Raw genomic sequence first — 23,308 nt, 5'->3', positions numbered from 1 at the left:
TGGTTCCCACTACTTATTTGGTGGACACCACTTTGTCGGATGCTTCAGATTATGACCAGACGGTTCACGCTGTACGCTTACCATTCCATGTGGCACAGGGATCTACAGTATCGAAGATATGCCACTAGATACTGGGCCGCATTAAAGTGTTCACGTAAATTTAAGCCAAAACCGTGGTTGAGATTTATTGAGAGTGCCAGGTCTCAAGGCGTGTCAATCCCACCTTTTCCTCTCTCTGTGTTGATGGAAATAAGGTGAAGTAACTGCCCGATAATCTTGTCTTCATCGAGAACCAGATCCACAGTCGCCACCTGTAATTGTTCCTCGCCTGCTAGAATTCTGTAGCCTGCATTCAGAGGTTGAGTTCCCAGGCCTGCATGATGTGGATAGAGAAGCATAACTTGTGGGCAGTGATAAAGCCGGGCATAGGCCATCATCTGGTAGACATCAGCCTGCGATACGCCATGCCTGGCATCTTCGTGATGACGCCCAATACGCTTCCATTTAGTGTCTATGATCATAATAGTCTGTTGGTCCCGCTCGATAAGCAGATCCGGCCGGGTCTGGAAGCGGGGTTTGCCTTCTTTTCCGTCCTCGATCAAACAGTATAATCTGCCTGCCTGTGCACGAACCGTCCATTCCGTACCACGTACAGCGCGCTTCGCCAGTGCCGCAATATATGCCTCGAACAGGTCGTTCATCGGGAAAAGCAGTGTAATCCCGTTCTGAGCTCGTTTATCGTGGTGTGTAGCCTGCCAGTCGCGTCTAAGGAGGAGGCGCGCCAGATTGTGGAGGGCTTCCCAGCGATGATTGGTTCGGTCGATACGCACCTGTGACCACGGCAGGTGACTCAAGGGGACGTCGCTAACCCCTGCCAGTAGGATGCGCAATTCATTCAGACGGCGGAGCGTATCAGCAGCTCGGGCATAATGGTGAAGCAGAACTACACACGCCTTCATAATTCGAAGTAGAGCTGTATCAGCCGACAGTTCGTCGTAATGACAGGCGAGACGGTCGGGGCGGACAGCAAGCGTAGTGAATTGTCGTTTGATATTGAGCCTTCCGCGCAATGAGGACAAATCGTCTTCCTGTGCCAAATATGCACGCGGTAATCCCCGATGTACTTCAGATAAGAGTCGCTCGACGAACAAGCGGATAAGTATTTCTAGCAAGTTTTCAGCTTGTCTCGCCATTGTTGCAGCCTGTCCATTGCCGAGTTTAAGGCTGAGGGCGACATCAAGCATACATATCAGGCGATTGCGGATTGTGGCGTCCGGTTCTGTCGTCTCGTCGTCGAATTTGGGCAGGATCTCAAGGCTACATCCCGGAGCGGCAATGATCCCAACCATTTGCCCGGCAATAATTTTGTTATGGCGATCGATTAAGATATTTGTACCGTGCTGATTTGCCAGCGGATGCGCGCGCGCCGCCGCAAGCAACGCGTTAGCCTGAGGCCGGGTAAAAGCATGAGGAGCATTTATGCTGCTTTCCGTGCTCACACAAACAGCACCCCATTCGCGAACCGTGAGATGCGTCATTCTTTCGATTCAACAGCCACCTCGAGAGCGGTGGCATTAAACGTTCTGGCTTTGCCTACCAGTCGATCAAAGGCGTCATTTTTGAACGGTGCACGTACCGACCAGCTTGATAACGGTTCACCCTCTATTCCTGGCGGCGGTAAGATCTGCTCTTCCTGCATAAAACCATCTCCCAACACTGCCGCGATTCGGCTCCAGTCCTCAAAGAAATACTCTTGTAACAGCGGTATGACCTTATTACGCACTGCATCTTCAACTTGTGCCCTGGATTCACAATTGATAAAGAAAGCGTGTCCAATGCGATATTCCCGGCCTATAAGATATTCAATTCGCTGGTTAATGGTGGTAAGAACGGCTTTGAGATCGATCCCCTCGACTTCACTTAGCAGAGTCGAGTCGGGAGCCATTTCCCGAAAGTTGAATCGCCGCCTTAATGCAGTGTCGAGCAAGGCGATGGATCGATCGGCGGTATTCATTGTTCCTATGATATGAAGGTTGGCGGGGATGCCAAAATCTTTCTTTTTCGAATAAGGCAGAGTTACTGTGAGTGCATCAGGCATTCCCAGACGTTTATCCGGCTCAATTAACGTAATCAGTTCACCGAACACTTTCGAGATATTTGCCCGGTTGATCTCATCAATAATGAGGACGAACTGCTCTGGTTGCCCTTTAACATCAGAACTATTATCTGGGTCTTCTGTACTCGAGAGCAGTCTGCCTAGCGCCGGGATATTCACTCGATTGGTGGCAATCGAATAGAGCGTCCGCATAGTGAAGTTACCATCGATAATGGTATCGAGTGGCAGTGGTTCATCGAGAGTCAATAGCCAGCGCACAGGGCGGCGATGGGCATAGTAACCTTCGGCTTCAGGAACGAAATAGTAATCACCCGTGATCTCAGCGATAGCGCGGAACGCAGTGTTACCGTAAGGGACTATCACGATATCGCCAGGCTTCATTTCGCAACGGAAGGGATGGGTTTGCGTCCAGTTACTTGGCGTCTTGTTCTCCGGATTTTGCTTGATCCATTCATCATGAATCGCCTTGAACGATGAAAATCTATCCGCGCTCCAGTCTATGCTCCCACCCCAACCAAGAGCAATATACCCGTTGTCGCGGGCATCTTCATACACATCGTCTTCTGTGCCAATTGTCCCTTGCCCCATTTTCCAAAAGCGTTTTTGGGACAGTTGCAGTGCTGAGGCATTCGTCTGTGCACGGGGTTGTGTTCTGGCCTGATCGGCAAGGGCGCAAATTTCCCTGAAGAGCCCCGGCGTGGGCATGAGTCTGAATCCTGCAGATGACGACTCATCTTCACCGATTTCTGGACGAAGACCCTCAACGAAGGTTTCGTAGTCATAGCTCTGGTGGAATGTGACGAAAGAGATCCTCTTTTCTGCCATCAGTTCGTTATAGCGAGCCATCAGGGCTACACGCCCATCTTTTGAGTTCGGATAGGCGTCTTTGCCATCGCAGAGCGCTACAGCTTCCCTCGCCGTATGAAAGGTTTTTCCGGTACCAGGAGGACCGTAAAAAATAAGGTTAGTCGGAGTAATGTTATTCTGGGCCACCGGTTCACTTCCTTCCGTAAGTATGAACGTATATTTCCGGGTTGTGCTCTTTTTAGGTCCTTCCGTCACCGGAGGAGGAACATCCGCTAGTTCCTGAAATTTTTGACCATCAAGAGCCTGACAGATGTTCGGCCATCCCTTGTCGAGACCCATTTCAGTATTCAGAGGGCCAACTACCACTGTGACACTGGCGTCACCTCGATCTCTGGCTGGGATGATGTAGTTTTCAAGGACATAATCCCGAATTTCGTCGGCCTGAGAGTCATCACCGCTCAGGAAGCGTCCATATTGTCCGAGCCAGCTATTCCAGCTGGACAATCGGTTAAGCGGTTGCTCTGATTCCGGCATTAACAACCGATACTCATCGCCGTTGTCTTTAGCATCACAGCGAATCTCTTTGATCCGTTGTCGCAATTGCGTAAATCCGTCCGCCTTGTAGGCTGCATCCAGATCTGCATGAGGAGAACCAAGCGCTGCGAGTTTTTTTTCGATAGTTTTGACAGCATAAATACGAGAGTTGAGGCCCGCTGGTGTTTTAGCTCCTCGGCTCTCCAGCCATTCCCGAAATTCAAATTCGAGCATTCCCTATGTCCTCTCATTCAACATTATCTCGCTGATTGTTATCATCATAGATGATGGAAGAACCAGCAAAGATAACCACCATATGCCTTCCGGCTCATTGATAATCTTGATCATGTTCTGCTGTTGAAGGCTGTGGATCATTTGCATCCTGCCCCATGGGTCAGACTCTGCATTGTGCGATGGCTGAAAGCTGAGATATCATGCGGGTCCTTGAGGCTTTCTTCTTTCTCGACATTCAAATACTCCAGATGTTTTTAAGTAACATTGGGAATATATGACGTTTAGGAAGTGTTCGCCTCACACCGTAATCGGTGTTCGCCTCATACCGTAATGGGTGTTCGCCTCAGCCCGTAATATGCACATGGAGCGCCAGTGAAGAGCGTTTTCTAGGGGAACACTATGTAACAGTGTCCACCAGAATGCCGGGTTGGGAGAGGCGCTGCTCCGCTGGCTAACTTCTTCTGTGCCTACTTTCAAAAAACTTCAGTCCGCCCACATTGCAGCAATCAACATTCTTCTTAACACGGTTCAATATATCAAGGAGATACAGATAAATATAAGGTCTACATCGAAAATGTGAAACTCTGTGTCAGTAGTGGCTGTATATTTGCCTCCCGAGGTATTCGCTCCCTATTGAAAATCCTCCTCGGGTTGACAGTCACAAATCCCCAAAACTGTAAAAATCGCACAACAAACCGCAATTCAATGAGCATCACTATCTGATCCTGTGGTGAGAAATACTCACTGTGCGGAACCTGCTGTAATAAATCAGGAAAAGCTACACTTACCTCTTTAATCATTTTATCGATAGACGAATGACTTTGCAGACGCCAAAACATAAACAGCCACAAGGTTCGAAGATCGACGTTATCATCCCAACCATCCAAGTAGCCCCAGTTATACTTGGTCACCGCAGTTTCCAGCATAGGGAGAAAGAAAGCTCTGATGCCATGACTTTGATATTGCTTTAGTGCGGCCTTTTTCACATAAAATCGTCCGCTTTTTAAATACAGGATCCCAGAAAGAACAGCCAACACGCGGGTATAGTGCAGCGCTGTGAATTTTTCTTCAGTGCTTCCAGAGAAATCACTCATGCTGGTTTCTGTTTCAAACTGCGCCACTGCGAATTCGGGCAGCTTTTTGCTGGCTTTTTTCACCAGTTTGGTGGGGAGATTGCCTCTGACGGTCGCTTTGAACGAACCTTGTTGCATTATGGCTTCATCAAGTATCAACGATAAGTAGAGCATCACTGGGCTACTGGATAAGTCATCCGGCGTATTTATTTCGACTCCGGCCAATTCGCTAAACGGTGCATACAGCCAGTTGGCCATTTGTGTTGGCGTAAGACCGCAAAAGTCGGCATGAGGACGGTTGTTTCGCTCTTGCATTTTGTGCTGGACGACAAGATTCAATTCCTCAATGCTGAGGTTCCCGCTCATGGCAACTGTTTGAGCAATGTCATCGCATATTTCGGCATATTGCTTTGTTGTCGCGTCCATGCAGCACTGTTTGTACTTTTTACCGCTGCCACAAGGGCAATGATCATTTCGACCAATTTTCATTTTATCTTTCTCTGTACCATTTCAATAGTGGAGGCACACCGCAATCTCAGGATTCCGAAAGAGAAAATTGCCAGTCCAAAAAAACAACATGTTATTTGAACTCTCTGGAAACTCCAGAGAGTTCACAGATTAAGTGCCTATTTCGCCAATTAACATAGTGCAAGCCGACGATAAAGGTGGTTTCGTTCATCTATCACACTTTCCCTCCCACACCTTTGAACTTCTCGACAAACACCGCGATTTTCTGGAATACACTTTGCTTTTTAGTGAGATACTGTGGGTTTAGCGGGCTCATCTTGGGCAGGATGGAATTAAGCTCGGTGCCGTTTTCGCTTGCGAATTCACGCTTGAGCGAGGCGGTAATATAGCGCCTGGCTGCCTCATCATTCAAACTTTCAGAGCTGATCAACTCATCAGCTTCACGTTGTTGCTCAATCTGGGCAAAGGCAAAGAAGGCCTCGATCACGCTGGCTTTATCGCCTATCTGATCCAGATCGGTTTGATTGATAAAATCAACCAGCAGGCTCTCTTTAGCGCGGTTACCTAGGCTTGCACGGATCAACCGGCGCACTTCATCAACCAGCTCGGCTTTGCTTCTGGTTTTTTTGTTGTGCTCAAAGATCAGCTCCAGAATGTAATCGAGGTTGATCTCCTGGGATTTCAGCAGATCTACTTCGAACACTACATCATCCCAGTCGATGGTGGATTTGTCTTTGTCCTCTGCCGATCTTTGCCGACGCTGCCAATCGCGGATGTCATTGTAAGTCGAACGGTAATCCTGGATCGTGCGCTCGGCGGGCAGGCGTATGGCCTGCAACTCGGTCAGCTTTGCATCATCCAGATAGTGTTCGGCTTTAAACGCCTCAATCGCTTCTGGATCGTTCATATCTACGTTTTGCAGGGCTTTCAGGCTGGCAAACTCATCATAGTTTTGTAGCACATTCTCAACGCGCAAGTATTCACTAAAGAGTTTAACAAAGGCTTTTTTGTCGGCTTCTTTTTCAATGGCGGCGGGATCAGCAAAACGCTGCTCCAATTCGCTGACAACATCCATAAAACCGCGTCGTGCCTGCCCCGTCACCACATCGGTAAAGCCTTCCATGTATTCCTGGTAGCTCTTTTCCAACACCACGTTCTTGGTGTTTTTGTCACCAAACAAGGTAATGGCATCCACCGTTGCTTGTTCCAAATCACGGAAGGTAACAATATTGCCAAAGGTCTTGGTGGCGTCGTAAATACGGTTAGTGCGCGAATAGGCTTGCATCAGACCGTGATAACGCAAGTTCTTATCCACAAACAGGGTGTTCAGCGTCGGGGCATCAAAGCCGGTAAGGAACATGCCCACTACAATCAGCAGGTCAATCTCCTTGGCTTTAACCTGTTTGGCCAGATCACGGTAATAGTTTTGAAAGCCATTGCTGTCCACGCTGAAGTTAGTTTTGAACAGTGCATTGTAGTCGGCGATAGCCGCGCTTAAAAACTCTTTAGCGCTGCTATTCATCGCTGAAACATCAAAGCTCTCATCCTGAATATCACCCACGGCATCCTGTTCTTCATTAGCAGTGAACGAGAAAATGGTGGCCACTTTCAGTGGTTTACTGCTGTGCTTTTGCAACGCCTTGGACGACTCATAATAAAGCTTGGCCGCATCCACGCTGCTCACCGCAAACATGGCATTAAAACCCTTGGCGTTGGCTTGTAGGCGATGCGTCTTTTGCCGGAAGTTGTTCAGGATATACTGGGTAATTTCGCGTATACGGTCAGGGTGTAATAAGGCTTGTTGGTTTTCAGCAGCACTGATTTTTTTCTCATCCTTCTCGGTTTCGATAGCTTTGAACTGTGGGCGGACATCGTTGTAGTCCACTTTAAACTTCAGCACTTTTTCATCACGAATCGCATCAGTAATGACGTAAGAATGTAATTCACGCCCGAAGACGCTGGCGGTGGTTTCTGCTCCCAGTGCGTTTTCCGGGAAAATAGGCGTACCGGTAAAACCAAACTGATAAAAGCGTCTGAATTTCTTTTTGAGGTTTTTCTGGGCCTCACCAAACTGGCTGCGGTGACACTCATCAAAGATAAACACCACCTGCTGTTGGTAGACGGGCAGGTCAGCTTCAGATTTCATCAGGTTATTGAGTTTCTGAATGGTTGTGACGATGATTTTGTTATCGTCTTTATCCAGGTTTCTTCTGAGGCCTGCTGTATTATCCGAACCATTGACACTGTCCGGAGAGAAGCGCTGATACTCCTTCATGGTCTGGTAATCGAGGTCTTTCCTGTCGACCACGAAGAAGACTTTATCGATAAAGTCCAGCTCAGTAGCCAGACGTGCGGCCTTAAAGCTGGTCAGGGTTTTTCCTGACCCTGTGGTATGCCAGATAAACCCACCGCTTTCGGGTTTTGACCAGTTCTTCGCTTTAAAAGAGCTGTTGATTTTCCATAAGATTCGCTCGGTGGCAGCAATCTGATAGGGGCGCATCACCAGCAGCGTCTGGCTACTGTCAAACACGCTGTAGTTAAACAGCACATTGAGAAGGGTATGCTTCTGGAAAAACGTGGCGGTGAAGTCCTTCAGGTCTTTAATCAACGTGTTGTCGGACTTCGCCCAGTTCATGGAGAAATCAAAACTGTTTTTATCCCGCTTGGTGGTATTGGCAAAGTAACGAGTATCGGTGCCGTTGGATATAACAAACAGTTGCAGGTATTTAAACAGAGAATTGTCACTGTTAAAGCTTTCCTTGCTGTAACGGTGTATCTGATTGAAGGCTTCACGTATAGCGACACCGCGTTTTTTCAATTCAATTTGTACCAGCGGCAGGCCATTGACCAGAATGGTGACATCGTAGCGATTGGCGTGCGTGCCTGCTTGTTCAAACTGCTTGATGACCTGCACTTTATTGCGAAGGACGTTTTTTCTATCCAGCAGATAGATATTCTGAATACGGCCATCGTCGAAGACGAAATCATGAACATAATCATCATGAATTTTGCGGGCCTTTTCGACAACGCCATCGCTGGGCTTGTCCATCCAGGTTTCTACAAAGCGACGCCATTCAGCCTCCAGGAACTCCACATTGTTAAGGCTTTGCAACTGTTCCCTGACATTGGCGAGCATAGCCTTGGTGTTGTTCAGGGTTGGCAGGTATTCATAGCCCTGGTTAACTAAATCCTGAATCAGCTCACGCTCCAGATCACCTTCGCTCTGGTAGCTCTCGGTAATCTTCCAGTCCGGGTTGTATTTGTCCAAAATGATAAAATTATTGGACTCAGCAATTGGCTTGGTGCAATCAACCATTTTTTTGTTCCTGCTGCCAGAAGTTATAGTTATCTTTCAAGTGTTCGAGCAACAGTTTGACCGTTGCTTTCTCCGCTGGCGTTGGTTCTGCAACGGCTTCATTCGATAGCGTACAGTGGCTTGTGAACTGCATAATTCTATTCAAATAGAGTTCTTTGTCGTCAGGTAAAAGTAGGGACCATCTAGGGTAGCCCAAAAAACTGGCCGTTTTCTCATACAGATTGCGCAGTAACGTGAAGTGATATCTTTCCACGTTGTTGTTAACAATAGCCTGTTCGATGGTTTGCTTTAGGTGGAGATGATAGGAAAAACTCTTGTTAGAGTCGCCATGTTTTTCTGTGAGGGCAAATGTACCATCCTCAAAACTCTCCAACATGTAACAAGCTTTTCCGTTCAGCTCATTGAAAAGCACATTATAAAATAGTGGATTATGAGTCGTGATAATGAACTTCAAATCGGATTCACTGGATTTGATCAGCCCTGCAAGATTGACTGCTAATTCAATCAAATGGTTATCATCAAGGGAGCTAACGGGATCATCAATGAATACATATTCCAGTTGATCAAATTCTCGGTTCTCACGTACATCCGGATCGGCGACATTGAGAAGTGTGACGACTTGATCCAGCAAGGTGTAAAAAACACTCCAGATGAAGTTGCTCTCTTCGCCTTTAGATAACTTGATATGGGCGGAACGTTCATCGTTGCCGCGCTCCATGGAAAAAGTAACTTCGGTAAAATCTGGATTGAAGTGTGGCGTTAGCTTGTCGTTCGCATAGCGCTGGAAATAACGGACGATATTGCCATCCTGCCCCAAATCTTTTAGCAATGTCAGCAACCAGTTTGTATAGGAATTAGGCTGCACCTTCAGCTTCGGCTCGGCGTCTTCTTGCAGATCGTTATCCCAATAGAACAAGTCTTCAGTGAAAGCATTGTAATAAAGCATTTTTTTGCGCGACAACTCCGACTGTTCAGCTTCGTCATCACCTTCTCCGTCAATGACTTTGGACGCAATCCATTGCTTGAAATCCCGGGAAAGACGTGTCTTGCCTGTGCCATTGAAAGCGTAGATTAACTGCACCTTTGGCACGGGCCTGGTCTCTTCAACTTCCTTCGTTTTTTCAGAGACAGTTTTCCTGACTTTCTTAGGCGTACTCAGCTGTTGGGCTATTTCCAGGAGTGTCTTGCTCATGTCACGCCTCTGCCACTTCCGGCTTCGGGAAACTAAATAGCATGTCCCGATAATATTCGTACTGCTTCTGGCGCAACTCTATTTCGCGGGGCAGACCTTCGGTGATGGAAGTGCTTAGGGTATAGAATTTATCGAGAATTCGAACTATTTTAGCTTGTTCGGCAAGCGATTTTTCAGGGTTTCCTGAAAATGGTACAGGTATCTCAAGTTTTCTAAGGTTCTCGTTGTATAGTCTTTGGATGGTCCCACCTTCAGATACCCCCCATTTGGCAATTTGATAAAAATAGTACAAGTATTTGTTCAAAATAATTTTCTCGTCATTTTCAATCCAGACAATATTACTATCCTGAAAATATGATTCTTTACCATTAAATATAACTGCCCGACCAATGGTTCCACTTGCTGAAATTAATACCTCACCAGCTTTAGGATAACTGTATTTTCCTTTAAATTCATTAAATAAATCTCTGGAAATAAAGGCGTCAGGTCTTTTTCCAAACGTTCCTATTTTATAGAATGGAATATCACCTTCAGAAGTGGTTTGTGATTTTAATATACGTTTACACATACGTACTTCACCTATTTTTCCCAGTGCCTTCCATTCAAATTCTCCCTCTTTAAAACTCAGCAACTGGTCGCGATAGTAGTTGTACTGCTTTTTACGCATGGTAAGCTCAGCGGTAAGCTCAGCGGTAAGCTCAGTAAATTTATCAAGAATCCGGACGATTTCAGACTGGATGGCCAGAGATTTTTCTGTATTATCCGGGCATGGGATGGGGACTGATATTTCAATTAATTGTCCTTTAGTTAATTTGGCCCTTACTCCACCAGTAAGAAATGGAATGAAGTTAACAATGTGCAAATAGTGAAACAGGAATCTGGAATTAACTCTAGTTTTACCTCGTACTACATGAACGTGGTTGTTTGCCCAGAATTTACCCGTTACATATTGTATTGAGTAGCGCTCTAAGCTGGCAGAACCATCTTCTGCAATTAGTACATACTCACCATCATGGGTATGCCCATCAACATAGTCCTGAATGTTGTTTGCACCATAATAGGGCGTTTTGCCAGCAATGCGCAAAGAAGACTTTACTGGTTTTCTTCCGTTGTTTGCTATTTCGAAAAACGAAGCATCGCCAAGAAGTTTCCACTCAACATCAACCCCATCCAGCAGTTTTTCCAGATAATTCAACTCACTCATCCCTGAACCTCGTCACCTTCAATCTCTGCCACAATTGAGTCGATGTCCTTGCGTAACCGATCGATTTTGCCGACAGTGATTTGCAGTTCGGCGTTAAGTTCTGTGATATCTATAATTTCGCGGGTATCCATGGCTTCGACATAGCTGCTGACTGACAGGTTATAGTCATTGGCGGATACTGTTTCATAAGGGATTGTTTTCGCGAGGTGGTCAATATCTGCTTTGCTGGCAAAGGCCTGCATAATCTTTTCGATATGACCATCAGTCAGGATATTGTTATTGGTTTCTTTCTTAAACAACCCGCTGGCGTCAATAAACTGAACGCGGGTATCTGTTTTGTGCTTTGATATTACCAGAATGTTAACGGCAATAGTGGTGCCGAAGAACAGGTTTGGCGCGAGTGAAATCACCGTTTCAACATAGTTGTTGTCGACCAGGTACTGGCGAATTTTCTGCTCCGCACCGCCACGGTAGAAAATTCCGGGGAAGCAAACTATTGCTGCACGCCCTTTAGCAGACAGGTAGTTCAGCGCATGTAGGACAAATGCAAAGTCAGCTTTTGATTTCGGGGCCAGTACGCCAGCAGGAGCAAAACGCTCATCGTTAATCAGGGTCGGGTCATCACTACCAATCCACTTAACCGAGTACGGTGGGTTAGAGACAATAGCATCAAACGGTTTTTCATCGCCAAAGTGAGGCTCAGTCAGGGTATTCCCCAGTCTGATATCAAATTTGTCGTAGTTGATGTTGTGCAGGAACATGTTCATACGCGCCAGGTTAAAGGTTGTATGATTTATCTCCTGACCATAAAAACCGTTTTCAATGATATGGTTATCAAAGTGCTTCTTCGCCTGAAGCAGCAGTGAGCCAGAGCCTGCAGCAGGGTCATAGATTTTGTTGACATGAGTCTGACCGTGCATCGCAAGCTGAGCAATCAGCTTAGAGATGTGCTGAGGTGTGAAGAACTCCCCTCCAGACTTACCGGCATTCGCCGCATAGTTTGAAATCAGGAACTCGTAGGCATCACCGAAAAGGTCAATCTGGTGCTCGTTAAAATTCCCCAGCTTAAGCCCTTCAACGCCTTTCAGAACGGCGGCAAGACGGCTGTTTTTGTCTTTAACTGTGTTACCCAGTCGATTGCTGGTCGTATCGAAATCGGCAAACAGGCCTTTGATGTCGGCCTCGGACGGATAGCCGTAGGCAGAGCTTTCTATAGCGACGAAGATACTGTTTAAATCAGCATTCAGCCTGTCGTTGGTGTTCGCTTTAGCGGCAACGTTGCAGAACAACTGGCTCGGGTAGATGAAATAGCCTTTAGTCCTGATGGCATCGTCTTTGATGTCATCGGTAATGATGCTGTCATCAAGTGCTGCATAATGTATGCTCTCATCCCCTGCTTCCATGTAGCTTGAAAAATTCTCACTGATGAAGCGGTAGAAAAGGGCACCGAGTACATACTGTTTAAAATCCCATCCATCTACTGAGCCCCTGACATCATTGGCAATGGCCCAGATTTGACGGTGTAGCTCTGCACGCTGCTGAAGGCTTGTCATTTTGTATCCTGTTGTATGATTCTTAAGTACTGTTATTGGTCCGATTTTATCGCAATTTCATATTGATGACAGGCTTTGTATGTCTGTAACGAACTACACGCCATTGCCCTGAAGCCGTGGCCGCAAACCTCAACCTTAGTATCATACCCACAACCCGTAGCGCACTGTTTACGGTGTTCTCGCCCATGGGTTTGAAGGGTAAATGATCGCCAGTAAATATCAGTTTATGCCCTCCGTTGATCACCTGTATTTCTTTGAGAAGTTCGACAGGCTATCGGTAAGAGGGATAATATACGGTGTGTGAATTTTTGAGCTCTTCAGTGAAATGTTTCCCCCTGGATCGCTTCACGCTAAAGTCCATGCAGCGCGGTAAATATGCCAGAAGGCAATAGAACAAACAAAAAATTAAAGAATGGCGTTCTCCACACCTTCAGGTGCGGAGAACAACAACTAACTGTTTGTCGATGAACTGAGGAGCTTGTCAATATAATCAGCGTACCACTGCATCATTTCCCGTCTGCCATCAAGGTACTGCGCATGGTTGTAGGTACCCCGCACCGCGTTCTTGTCCACATGTGCGAGCTGAAGCTCAATCCATGCCGAACTGAAATCATGGTCGTGGGTGAGGGTGCTGAACGCATGGCGAAAGCCGTGGGCGGTAGTGAAGGTATGCCAGCCAGCCTGCTGAAGAAACTCATTGATGCACTTCCGGCTGCGCGGCTGGTCACTGCGGCGCGCGCCCGGCAGAACGAAAGGAGACTGACGTGCAGCGGTACGTAATTTTATCTCTGCCAGCAATGCCAGCGTCTGTTGTGAAAGGGGCACGATATGCGGCCGGCGCATTTTCATTCTCTCCTTCGGAATTTCCCACAGGGCACGGGTGAAATCAAATTCGTCCCAGGTGGCCAGCCGAAGCTCCCCCGTGCGCACGGCCGTCAGCGCCAGAAGCCGCGTTGCCAGCGCCATCAGGTTTTCTGAGGCTTCCATCTCGCGCATGCAGTCTCCCAGCTGTTCCCCGGTCAGCGTCCGGTGGTGCTGGCGTTCCGGAGGAAGCAGCACGCTGCTGAGTGCCGAGGCCGGATTAACGGTGGCCCGGCCTGTTGCGATGGCATAATCAAATACCTGAACACAGGCCTGACGGGTTTTGCGCAGGGCTTCCAGCTTGCCCTGCGTTTCAATAACCCGCAGGGCGTTCAGTATCTCCAGAGGACGGATGTCCGTCACCGGGCGCTCACCTATTGCAGGAAAAAGATGGTTTTCGATTCTTGCCCGCTGGTCTTCCAGATAGCGTGGCGTCCATCGGCGTGCCATATGCGTGAACCATTCTCCAGCAAGCGTGCGGAAGGTACTGGCAACGCTTTCCCGGAACGCCTGCTTACGGGCCTGTTTTTCATATGAAGGATCTTTACCTCCGGCCAGGAGTCTGCGGGCCTCATCACGTTGCTGACGGGCCTGAGCCAGGGTAACGGTGGGGTAGACGCCAATGGTCAGTTTCTTTTCCTTACCAGCAAAACGGTACTTAAGATTCCAGTAACGGGCCCCGGATGTTTTGACAAGCAGGTAGAGTCCCTGAGCGTCGAAAAGCTTATAGTCTTTATCAGTAGGTTTTGCCGATTCGATTTGCCTGACGGTAAGTGCCATGATGAATAACCTGAAAAGTAGCCCCTAAAATAGCCCCCAAAAGTAAACCGATGTCGGTAGAGTTGAATTGACTTTCAGAGAGATGAAAAATGCGATGGTGCCTTATGATAAAGGCATTACGAAAATAAAGGGAGAGGTCTGTTGATTCTGGTTGAATTCGACAGACCTGATTGGATCCTCCCTGTGGGAGAGGGCCGGGGTGAGGGCACCAGACCGCTCTGCGTTTATTCCGGCAGCGTCCAGTCACCATCGTTGAGCGGACGCTGCATAATCACCGTATCCCGCCAGTCACCTTTCTTATAGCCTACGCTGCGCAGCTGACCGACAATCTCGAAGCCGTGCTTTTTATGCAGCCGCAACGAGCCGGCATTATTATTGCCATCTCCCACCACGGCAATCATTTGCCGCCACGGCCCTTGCTCGCAGCGTTCAATCAGCGCATCCATCAGTGCCGAGCCAAAACCGCGCCCGGTGATGCTGGCATCAACGTAAATCGACTCTTCCAGGGTATAGCGGTAGGCGTGCCGTGGACGGTAAGGCGTCGCGTAGCAGTAGCCCACCACGATGCCGCGATACAGCGCGATAAGCCACGGTAAACCGTTCTCAGCCACGCTTTTCATGCGATGTCGCATTTCGTCGATGGTGGGGGGGACTTCTTCAAACGACGCGCGCCCGTGAAGCACATGCCATGCATAGATCGCGGCAATAGCATGCACATCATCGGGAAGGGCGTCGCGCACTTCCAGTTCGGTCTCGGATAAAACATCAACAGCCGACATGATGTGCCTGCTCCTCGTTATAGAAAGCCGGAGAAACGTTTCTCCGGCGATAAGCAGTTACTCTATTACGATTAAGGAGCGCTTAACAATCTCTCAAATTTGGCTGTAGGAATTAATCAGACGTTTGCGTTATGCGCTGCTCCGCGTCTGCGCTCTCTTTCCAGTATTTCTTCCGCGTTGTTTTACCAATGCCGGGATTCATGCTGTTTGTAGGGTCATTCTCGCGATAAAACTGCTTAAGTGCGTCAGGGGCTTCATAAAGATGTCCGACGTTATGTTCCGCAGGATATTGTGCGCCGCGTTCACTCAGAAGGGCGAGCATCTGCTCCTTCAGTTCGTGTGCGTCGACCCCTTTTTTGACAATGTAATCCTGATGGAAGACATAACACATAAAGTGGCCGTAATAGAGCTTGTGCACCAGCTTGCTGTCGATTTCCGGCGGGAGATGCTCGAACCAGTCGGTGTCGTTACGTCGCAGGGCGATATCCAGCGCCAGAATATCTTCCACTTCTTCGGAATGCACCGCCTGGTAACGGATGGCTGCGCCTGCGGCGGCAAAACGGTGCAGGAAGGCTTTGCTGCCCTCTTCAGGCGTACAGGCAAAGAAATCCCCTTCGGCGGTTTTGAAGTATTCGGTCAGCCAGGACTGCGCTTCGGCAATCCCGTCCCCGGCCATTTTCAGCAGCAGGTGATGTTCGTACTTGTCGCGCCAGGTTTTCATTCTCTCCGGTAAATGCGCCGGGAAAACGTTGCCCAGCTTCTGCATAAAGCGGTCGGTGAAGTGGGGTTTAAACAGCGACACTTTCTCCAGCATCGCATCGGTGCGGCCCTTCATGGTGAAGAAGAACGGCATTTTGTCGGTGCCGAGCTTGTCGATCATCAGGAAGGTATCTTTGCCGTAACGTTCGGCGATGTCGTAAATGTCCCGGTGCATGTACTCGCCCGCCACCGGAAGATTGCTGAATTCGCCCAGAATATGACGGCGGATTTCCGTCAGAACCTCAGGCTGATTGGTACCGATGTAAAATACCTGCTGCTTTTTCTCTGCCGGGAAGGTATCCAGACGCACAGCAAAAACGGCAAGCTTTCCGGCGCACCCGGAGGATTCAAACAGGCGGTCCGGATCGGCGTTGTAGCGCGCCGGCGTATCGGCGTCGATATCCCGGACGCGGGTCACGTAGTCGTGATCGTGCGCATGACGACCGTCGTGCTGCACGTCTTCGTCCTTCACGCGATCGTCGTCAAGCTTGCTGAGGATCTGTTCTGGCGTCACGCCGAGATCGATTCCCAGATGGTTCACCAGCGTCAGCTTGCCGTTTTCGTCAATACGGGCAAACAGCGACATCTCGGTATACGCCGGGCCGCGCTGCACCAGCGAGCCGCCGGAGTTATTGCAGATCCCGCCGACCACCGAGGCGCCAATGCAGGAGGAGCCAATCACCGAGTGCGGTTCGCGGCCCAGCGGCTTAAGCGCTTTTTCGAGGGAGTAAAGCGTGGTTCCGGGAAACGCGAGCACCTGCTCGCCCTTGTCCAGCAGGTGCAGCTTGTCGAGACGCAGGGTACTGATAATCACGATGTCACGATCGTAATCGTTGCCGTTCGGCGTGGAGCCTTCGGTCAGGCCGGTGTTGGCCGCCTGCATTAAAATAATCTTGTCGGCCGCGACGCAGGCGCTCAGCACGCGCCACAGTTCCAGCAGCGTGCCGGGGAAAACCACCGCCAGCGCCTCGCCCTGACCGGAGCGGAAGCCCTTGCGGTAGCGGGCGGTTTTAGCCGGGTCGGTAAGCAGGTGAGAGGAGCCAACCAGGCGCGACAGTTCGTTAATAAATGCTTTGTTATCGTCAGTTCGAACAGAAGACATCTTCCACTCCTTGTGGTGGGGCAAATTTCTCGCTGTAAAGCATAGCGCGATTAACTGTTAAGCGGTCGAGTATTCACGAGAAAAATCAGAGAATAACCCTGCAACGTTCAGAGGGTTTGTGGCACACTGCGCTTTTCGCACGGTATGGCCGAGATCGTCCGGCGGTTATTGATGAGAGAGTAAAACGACATGAAATGGCTATGTTCTGTAGGTGTCGCCGTCAGCCTGGCGCTGCAACCTGCGCTGGCAGAGGATTTGTTTGGCAATCACCCGCTCACGCCTGAAGCGCGGGATGCGTTTGTCACGGAATTGCTCAAGAAAATGACGGTCGATGAGAAAATCGGCCAGCTGCGTCTGATCAGCGTCGGCCCGGATAACCCGAAAGAGGCCATCCGCGAGATGATCAAAGACGGGCAGGTAGGGGCCATCTTTAATACCGTCACCCGCCAGGATATCCGCAAGATGCAGGACCAGGTGATGGATCTCAGCCGCCTGAAGATTCCGCTGTTCTTTGCCTATGACGTTGTGCACGGCCAGCGTACCGTCTTCCCGATTAGCCTCGGCTTAGCGTCTTCCTTTAACCTCGACGCGGTGAAAACCGTCGGGCGCGTGTCGGCGTATGAAGCGGCGGACGACGGCCTGAACATGACCTGGGCGCCTATGGTGGACGTCTCGCGCGATCCGCGCTGGGGCCGCGGCTCGGAAGGCTTTGGTGAAGATACGTACTTAACCTCCACGATGGGTAAAACCATGGTGGAAGCGATGCAGGGTAAAAGCCCGGCGGACCGCTACTCGGTGATGACCAGCGTCAAACACTTTGCGGCCTATGGCGCGGTTGAAGGCGGTAAAGAGTACAACACCGTCGACATGAGCCCGCAGCGCCTGTTCAACGACTACATGCCGCCGTACAAGGCAGGGCTTGATGCGGGCAGCGGCGCGGTGATGGTAGCGTTGAACTCGCTGAACGGCACGCCTGCGACGTCCGATTCCTGGCTGCTGAAAGACGTGCTGCGCGACCAGTGGGGCTTTAAGGGCATCACCGTTTCCGACCACGGCGCGATTAAAGAGCTGATCAAACACGGTACCGCCTCCGATCCGGAAGACGCGGTGCGCGTCGCGCTCAAGTCCGGCATCAACATGAGCATGAGCGACGAGTACTACAGCAAATACCTGCCTGGGCTTGTGAAGAGCGGCAAGGTAACGATGGCGGAGCTGGACGATGCGGCGCGCCACGTGCTGAACGTGAAATACGACATGGGGCTGTTTAACGATCCGTACAGCCACCTGGGCCCGAAAGACTCTGACCCGGCAGATACCAACGCTGAAAGCCGCCTGCATCGCAAAGAAGCGCGTGACGTGGCGCGCGAAAGCCTGGTGCTGCTGAAAAACCGCCTCGACACGTTGCCGTTGAAAAAATCCGGCACCATTGCCGTTGTGGGGCCGCTGGCCGACAGCAAGCGCGACGTGATGGGCAGCTGGTCTGCCGCGGGCGTGGCTGACCAGTCCGTGACCGTGCTGACCGGTATCAAGAGTGCCGTCGGTGAAAACGCCAAAGTGGTCTATGCCAAAGGGGCGAACGTCACCAACGATAAAGACATCGTGACCTTCCTCAACCAGTACGAGGAAGCGGTGAAGGTCGATCCGCGCACGCCGAAGGAGATGATTGACGAGGCGGTGAACGCCGCGAAGCAGTCTGACGTCGTGGTCGCGGTCGTGGGAGAAGCGCAGGGTATGGCGCACGAAGCCTCCAGCCGTACCGATATCACGATTCCACAGAGCCAGCGCGATCTGATCGCAGCCCTGAAAGCGACCGGCAAGCCGCTGGTGCTGGTGCTGATGAACGGTCGCCCGCTGGCGCTGGTGAATGAAGACCAGCAGGCTGACGCCATTCTGGAAACGTGGTTCGCCGGTACCGAAGGCGGTAACGCCATCGCCGACGTGCTGTTTGGGGATTACAACCCGTCGGGCAAGCTGCCGATGTCCTTCCCGCGCTCCGTCGGGCAGATCCCGGTTTACTACAGCCACCTGAACACCGGTCGTCCGTACAATGCTGACAAGCCGAACAAGTACACGTCTCGTTACTTCGACGAAGCTAACGGCCCGCTGTATCCGTTTGGTTACGGCCTGAGCTACACCACCTTCAAAGTCTCTGACGTGAAAATGTCGGCGCCGACCCTGAAGCGTGACGGCAACGTTACCGCCAGCGTCGAGGTAACCAACACCGGCAAGCGCGAGGGGGCTACGGTGATTCAGATGTACGTTCAGGATGTTACCGCGTCGATGAGCCGTCCGGTGAAGCAGCTGCGCGGCTTCGAGAAGGTCAACCTCAAGCCAGGGGAAACCAAAACCATCAGCTTCCCGATCGACGTGGATGCGCTGAAGTTCTGGAACCAGCAGATGAAATATGATGCGGAACCGGGCAAATTTAACGTCTTTATCGGCGTGGACTCCGCCCGCGTGAATAAAGGCGAGTTCGAGCTGCTGTAACCTTTTCCTCCTTTGCCTCCCCCCGTCCTGCGGGGGAGGCGTCTTACCTTATGCTAAAAAGGCATTTTGACGGTTAATTCCGCCGTTTTAAGCTACGCTTTTCTCTCAAGCCTCTGAAAAAGGCAGCAAAAAAATGAGGATAGCGGAATGACGATTGCAAAGGGGATGTTGGGATCTGCGGTGTTACTGGCGGCGCTGAGCCTGCCGTTACAGGCGGCGGAGCCGGTAAAAGTGGGCTCAAAGATCGATACCGAAGGCGCGCTGCTCGGCAATATTATTTTGCAGGTGCTGGAAAGTCACGGCGTGAAAACGGTCAATAAAGTCCAGCTCGGCACCACGCCCGTCGTGCGCGGCGCGATTACATCCGGCGAGCTGGATATCTACCCGGAATACACCGGCAACGGCGCATTCTTCTTCAAAGATGAAAACGATCCGGCATGGAAAAACGCCAAAGCCGGGTATGAGAAAGTCAAAAAACTCGACGCGGAACAGAACAAGCTGGTCTGGCTGACCCCGGCACCGGCCAACAATACCTGGACTATCGCCGTGCGCAAGGACGTGGCGGAGAAAGGGAAGCTGACTTCTCTGGCGGATCTCAGCCGCTACCTGAAAGAGAAGGGCGACTTTAAGCTGGCTGCGTCCGCGGAGTTTATCGAGCGTCCCGACGCGCTTCCTGCGTTCGAAAAAGCCTACGACTTCAAGCTCGACCAGGCTCAGCTGCTCTCGCTGGCGGGCGGGGACACGGCGGTAACCATCAAAGCGGCGGCGCAGCAAACCTCCGGCGTTAACGCGGCAATGGCCTACGGCACCGACGGCCCGGTGGCGGCGCTCGGCCTGCAAACCCTGACCGATCCTAAAGGCGTACAGCCGATTTACGCTCCGACCCCGGTCGTGCGTGAGGCGGTACTGAAAGCCTATCCGGAGATTGCCGAATGGCTCAAACCGGTTTTCGAAAAGCTTGATGAAAAAACGCTGCAGCAGCTGAATGCCAGCATTGCCGTCGAGGGGCTGGATGCCAAAAAAGTGGCCGCCGACTTCCTGAAACAACAAGGGCTTGTGAAGTAACGGGAAAGGGCTGTGCCAATAAAATGTCATAACCGCGTCCTGCTGCTGCTGGCCTGCGTGGCTATCGCGGCGGTCGCGTTACCGTTTGTCAACGTTGCCCCAAACCGCCTGATGTCGGGGGAGGGCAAAGCGCTCTGGCAGGTCTGGTCGTTTACGCCGGCGTGGCTTGTGGCGTCGCTGAGCGCGTGGGTGATCCTGTCGCTCTGGCAGGGACGCCCGGCGCAGTGGCTGACGCTGCTCCTCTCTGAAGGGCTGTTTATCCTCCTGTTCTGGAGCGCCGGGCTGGCGGCGACGCATATGGCATCGGCGGAAAGTCCGCTGGCGAGAACCACTATCGGCAGCGGCCTGTGGCTGTGGCTGGCGCTGTGTCTGCTGGCCTGCAGCGATGCCATTCGTCGACTCATCGCCAGCGCGGTCTGGCGCTGGGTGCTCAATGCGCAGATATGGTGTATTCCTTTACTCCTGCTGTTCAGCGGTGAGCTGAACAACCTCTCGCTGCTAAAAGAGTACGCTAACCGTCAGGAGGTGTTTGATGATGCGCTCGCGCAGCACCTTACGATCCTCTTCGGTACGCTCGTTCCGGCGCTTCTGGTTGGGATCCCCCTTGGCATGTGGTGCTATCGCCATCCTTCACGCCAGGGTGGGGTTTTTGCCGTGCTCAACGTTATCCAGACCATTCCATCCGTTGCGCTGTTTGGCCTGCTGATTGCCCCGCTGGCGGGGCTGGTGAAGTCATTCCCGGTGCTCGGAACGCTCGGTGTCGCCGGGACGGGGTTAACGCCCGCGCTTATCGCGCTGGTGCTGTATGCGCTGCTTCCGCTGGTGCGCGGCGTGGTCGCGGGCTTAGGTCAGGTCGCACCTGACGTGCTGGAAAGCGCCCATGCGATGGGAATGAGCGCGCGGCAGTGTTTCTGGAAGATTCAGCTCCCGCTGGCGCTGCCCCTGCTGCTGCGCAGCCTGCGGGTGGTGGCGGTCCAGACCGTCGGCATGGCTGTGATTGCGGCGCTGATTGGCGCGGGTGGTTTTGGCGCACTGGTGTTCCAGGGGCTGCTGAGCAGTGCCCTGGATCTGGTGCTATTGGGCGTGGTGCCCACGATTGCGCTGGCGGTTGTCGTCGACGCGCTGTTTGCCTTATGGCTCGCGCTGCTCGGGAGAAGAGCCAATGATTGAATTTCATGATGTCAGTAAAACCTTTGCCGGTCGCCCGGCGGCGAGCCATCTGAACCTGAACTTTGCCGAGGGGGCGTTTTCCGTGCTGATTGGCACCTCGGGCTCGGGAAAATCCACCACGCTGAAGATGATCAACCGTCTGGTTGAGCATGACAGCGGGCTGATTCGCTTTGCCGGAGAAGAGATCCGCAGCCTGCCGGTGCTGGAGCTGCGCCGTCGGATGGGCTATGCCATTCAGTCTATCGGCCTGTTTCCCCACTGGACGGTGGCGCAGAACATCGCCACCGTGCTGCAGCTGGAGAAGTGGTCGCGGGCGAAAATCGCTGACCGGGTGGATGAACTGATGTCCCTGCTGGGGTTAGAGCCTGCGCTGCGCGATCGCTATCCGCACCAGCTTTCCGGCGGGCAGCAGCAGCGCGTGGGCGTGGCGCGCGCGCTGGCGGCCAACCCGCAGGTACTGCTGATGGATGAACCCTTCGGCGCGCTGGATCCGGTCACGCGCGGGGCGCTGCAGGCGGAGATGACCCGCATTCACCGCATTCTCGGACGCACGATCGTTCTCGTGACGCACGATATTGATGAAGCCCTGCGCCTGGCCGACCATCTGGTGCTGATGGATCATGGCGAAGTGGTGCAGCAGGGCTCGCCGCTTGAGCTGTTAACCTGGCCGAAGAACGACTTTGTGCGCGAGTTTTTTGGCCGCAGCGAGCTGGGCGTCAGGCTTCTCTCCCTGCGGACGGTCAGCGACTATATGCGCCGGGAAGAGGTGCCGGTGAGCGGCGAACCGCTGCAGGCGCAGATGAGCCTGCGGGATGCCCTCTCCGCGTTTGTCGCGCGCCAGTGCGAGGTATTGCCCGTCTCGGACTCCGGCGGGACGCCGTGCGGAACCTTACATTTTCGCGATCTGCTGGCCGGGGAGGTGACGCGTGAAGGGACTGCGTGATCCGCTCCTCTGGCTGATAGCGCTCTTTGTCGCCTTGCTGTTTCTGATGCCCCACAGCGCGGCGCTGTTTAACAGCCTTTTTCCCGGGCTGCCGCGGCCGGTGTATCAGCAGGAGAGCTTTATTAATCTCGCCCTGGCGCATCTCTGGCTGGTTGCGCTCTCAAGCGCTGTCGCGATCGTGCTGGGCGTGGGGGCGGGCATCGCGGTCACGCGGCCTGCGGGCCGGGAGTTTCGCCCGCTGGTGGAGACGATTGCGGCCATTGGTCAGACGTTTCCCCCGGTGGCGGTGCTGGCGATAGCGGTTCCGGTTATGGGCTTTGGTCAGCAGCCGGCGATCATTGCGCTGATTCTATACGGCGTATTGCCGGTGCTGCAGGGCACGCTGGCGGGCCTCGCGGCGGTACCGGCGTCAGTGTTGAGCGTGGCAGAAGGGATGGGGATGAGTCGCGGCCAGCGGCTGCGCAAGGTTGAACTGCCGCTTGCGGCGCCGGTTATTATTGCCGGGATCCGCACGTCGGTCATCATTAACATCGGGACGGCGACCATTGCGTCGACGGTCGGTGCCAATACGCTGGGGACGCCGATCATTATCGGCTTAAGCGGGTTTAATACGGCTTATATTGTGCAGGGGGCGGTGCTGGTCGCGCTGGCGGCAATCGTCGTCGATCGCCTTTTTGAGCGGCTGGCGCTGTACCTCAGCCGACACCGCCGCGAACAATAAACGAGTACCCTGCCAGCATCACGCCGCCGATACCGCTCACGGCCATCAGGACAAAAAGGGTAATAATGGCCAGTTTGGTTGCCTTCATCATGTGCTCCTGTTGTTAACGGAACAATTATACGGTGAAGCGCAGCTGTTAATGAA

General features: G+C 52.0%; 16 protein-coding genes and 1 pseudogene. 5 read left to right on the top strand and 12 right to left on the bottom strand.

Features of this window, described 5'->3' with window-relative positions; genetic code table 11:
• Positions 1–203 precede the first annotated feature (203 nt).
• The 11 genes and pseudogenes from KGP22_RS14715 to dld form a co-directional block, all read right to left on the bottom strand.
• Positions 204–1,538: an McrC family protein gene (locus KGP22_RS14715; RefSeq protein WP_223579777.1), complete on the bottom strand. Its 1,335-nt coding sequence runs from the start codon at positions 1,536–1,538 to the stop codon at positions 204–206.
• Positions 1,535–3,691 carry an AAA family ATPase gene (locus tag KGP22_RS14710; RefSeq protein ID WP_223579774.1) on the bottom strand — a complete coding sequence of 719 codons (2,157 nt, stop codon included), beginning with the start codon at positions 3,689–3,691 and terminating at the stop codon, positions 1,535–1,537. The genes KGP22_RS14715 and KGP22_RS14710 overlap by 4 nt, the downstream gene beginning before the upstream one ends.
• A 563-nt stretch (positions 3,692–4,254) precedes the next feature.
• On the bottom strand, positions 4,255–5,253 hold the full coding sequence (locus KGP22_RS14705; RefSeq protein ID WP_223579771.1) for an SEC-C metal-binding domain-containing protein: 999 nt from the start codon (positions 5,251–5,253) through the stop codon (positions 4,255–4,257).
• Positions 5,254–5,446: 193 nt separating this feature from the next.
• A complete protein-coding gene (locus tag KGP22_RS14700; RefSeq protein ID WP_223579768.1) occupies positions 5,447–8,548 on the bottom strand; it encodes a type I restriction endonuclease subunit R in 3,102 nt (1,033 codons plus the stop codon).
• Complete coding sequence (locus KGP22_RS14695; protein ID WP_223579753.1) at positions 8,541–9,740, bottom strand: anticodon nuclease; 1,200 nt, start codon at positions 9,738–9,740, stop codon at positions 8,541–8,543. Before KGP22_RS14695 ends, KGP22_RS14700 begins: the two co-directional genes overlap by 8 nt.
• A 1-nt stretch (position 9,741) precedes the next feature.
• A complete protein-coding gene (locus tag KGP22_RS14690) occupies positions 9,742–10,944 on the bottom strand; it encodes a restriction endonuclease subunit S (RefSeq protein WP_223579750.1) in 1,203 nt (400 codons plus the stop codon).
• Positions 10,941–12,497: a type I restriction-modification system subunit M gene (locus tag KGP22_RS14685; protein ID WP_223579748.1), complete on the bottom strand. Its 1,557-nt coding sequence runs from the start codon at positions 12,495–12,497 to the stop codon at positions 10,941–10,943. The genes KGP22_RS14690 and KGP22_RS14685 overlap by 4 nt, the downstream gene beginning before the upstream one ends.
• A gap of 86 nt (positions 12,498–12,583) precedes the next feature.
• Positions 12,584–12,821, bottom strand: a pseudogene (locus KGP22_RS14680) (integrase); the annotation flags it as partial.
• A gap of 126 nt (positions 12,822–12,947) precedes the next feature.
• A complete protein-coding gene (locus KGP22_RS14675; protein ID WP_223579746.1) occupies positions 12,948–14,138 on the bottom strand; it encodes an integrase arm-type DNA-binding domain-containing protein in 1,191 nt (396 codons plus the stop codon).
• A 224-nt stretch (positions 14,139–14,362) separates the two neighbouring features.
• Positions 14,363–14,917 (bottom strand): GNAT family N-acetyltransferase, encoded by a 555-nt coding sequence (locus tag KGP22_RS14670; protein ID WP_111965978.1) that lies wholly within the window; start codon positions 14,915–14,917, stop codon positions 14,363–14,365.
• A 112-nt stretch (positions 14,918–15,029) separates the two neighbouring features.
• Positions 15,030–16,778: a D-lactate dehydrogenase gene (dld, locus tag KGP22_RS14665; RefSeq protein WP_223579744.1), complete on the bottom strand. Its 1,749-nt coding sequence runs from the start codon at positions 16,776–16,778 to the stop codon at positions 15,030–15,032.
• A gap of 189 nt (positions 16,779–16,967) precedes the next feature.
• Here dld and bglX point away from each other — a divergent pair, with 189 nt between their 5' ends.
• The 5 genes from bglX to KGP22_RS14640 all read left to right on the top strand — a co-directional run bounded on the left by bglX (position 16,968) and on the right by KGP22_RS14640 (position 23,164).
• A complete protein-coding gene (gene bglX / locus KGP22_RS14660; RefSeq protein WP_223579742.1) occupies positions 16,968–19,265 on the top strand; it encodes a beta-glucosidase BglX in 2,298 nt (765 codons plus the stop codon).
• Between the two features lie 147 nt (positions 19,266–19,412).
• On the top strand, positions 19,413–20,330 hold the full coding sequence (locus KGP22_RS14655) for an ABC transporter substrate-binding protein (protein ID WP_115875831.1): 918 nt from the start codon (positions 19,413–19,415) through the stop codon (positions 20,328–20,330).
• Between the two features lie 12 nt (positions 20,331–20,342).
• Positions 20,343–21,500 carry an ABC transporter permease gene (locus KGP22_RS14650; RefSeq protein ID WP_223579740.1) on the top strand — a complete coding sequence of 386 codons (1,158 nt, stop codon included), beginning with the start codon at positions 20,343–20,345 and terminating at the stop codon, positions 21,498–21,500.
• Positions 21,493–22,443: an ABC transporter ATP-binding protein gene (locus tag KGP22_RS14645; RefSeq protein WP_111965983.1), complete on the top strand. Its 951-nt coding sequence runs from the start codon at positions 21,493–21,495 to the stop codon at positions 22,441–22,443. Before KGP22_RS14650 ends, KGP22_RS14645 begins: the two co-directional genes overlap by 8 nt.
• The gene (locus tag KGP22_RS14640) at positions 22,427–23,164 is read left to right on the top strand and encodes an ABC transporter permease (protein WP_223579725.1); all 738 of its coding nucleotides are present in this window, start codon (positions 22,427–22,429) and stop codon (positions 23,162–23,164) included. The genes KGP22_RS14645 and KGP22_RS14640 overlap by 17 nt, the downstream gene beginning before the upstream one ends.
• Here KGP22_RS14640 and KGP22_RS14635 read toward each other — a convergent pair.
• Positions 23,139–23,252: a protein YohO gene (locus tag KGP22_RS14635; RefSeq protein ID WP_008500895.1), complete on the bottom strand. Its 114-nt coding sequence runs from the start codon at positions 23,250–23,252 to the stop codon at positions 23,139–23,141. The two genes, KGP22_RS14640 and KGP22_RS14635, sit on opposite strands and share 26 nt — an antisense overlap.
• Positions 23,253–23,308: the final 56 nt, after the last annotated feature.

The sequence above is a fragment of the Enterobacter sp. JBIWA005 genome, assembly GCF_019968805.1.
Classification (GTDB): Bacteria; Pseudomonadota; Gammaproteobacteria; order Enterobacterales; family Enterobacteriaceae; genus Enterobacter; species Enterobacter vonholyi.
This window is presented reverse-complemented; position numbering and strand designations above follow the sequence as displayed.

Coding starts and splice junctions, on each gene's coding strand:
- KGP22_RS14715 (WP_223579777.1), bottom strand. CDS start 1,538: ATGACGCATCTCACGGTTCGCGAATGGGGTGCTGTTTGTGTGAGCACG.
- KGP22_RS14710 (WP_223579774.1), bottom strand. CDS start 3,691: ATGCTCGAATTTGAATTTCGGGAATGGCTGGAGAGCCGAGGAGCTAAA.
- KGP22_RS14705 (WP_223579771.1), bottom strand. CDS start 5,253: ATGAAAATTGGTCGAAATGATCATTGCCCTTGTGGCAGCGGTAAAAAG.
- KGP22_RS14700 (WP_223579768.1), bottom strand. CDS start 8,548: ATGGTTGATTGCACCAAGCCAATTGCTGAGTCCAATAATTTTATCATT.
- KGP22_RS14695 (WP_223579753.1), bottom strand. CDS start 9,740: ATGAGCAAGACACTCCTGGAAATAGCCCAACAGCTGAGTACGCCTAAG.
- KGP22_RS14690 (WP_223579750.1), bottom strand. CDS start 10,944: ATGAGTGAGTTGAATTATCTGGAAAAACTGCTGGATGGGGTTGATGTT.
- KGP22_RS14685 (WP_223579748.1), bottom strand. CDS start 12,497: ATGACAAGCCTTCAGCAGCGTGCAGAGCTACACCGTCAAATCTGGGCC.
- KGP22_RS14675 (WP_223579746.1), bottom strand. CDS start 14,138: ATGGCACTTACCGTCAGGCAAATCGAATCGGCAAAACCTACTGATAAA.
- KGP22_RS14670 (WP_111965978.1), bottom strand. CDS start 14,917: ATGTCGGCTGTTGATGTTTTATCCGAGACCGAACTGGAAGTGCGCGAC.
- dld (WP_223579744.1), bottom strand. CDS start 16,778: ATGTCTTCTGTTCGAACTGACGATAACAAAGCATTTATTAACGAACTG.
- bglX (WP_223579742.1), top strand. CDS start 16,968: ATGAAATGGCTATGTTCTGTAGGTGTCGCCGTCAGCCTGGCGCTGCAA.
- KGP22_RS14655 (WP_115875831.1), top strand. CDS start 19,413: ATGACGATTGCAAAGGGGATGTTGGGATCTGCGGTGTTACTGGCGGCG.
- KGP22_RS14645 (WP_111965983.1), top strand. CDS start 21,493: ATGATTGAATTTCATGATGTCAGTAAAACCTTTGCCGGTCGCCCGGCG.
- KGP22_RS14635 (WP_008500895.1), bottom strand. CDS start 23,252: ATGAAGGCAACCAAACTGGCCATTATTACCCTTTTTGTCCTGATGGCC.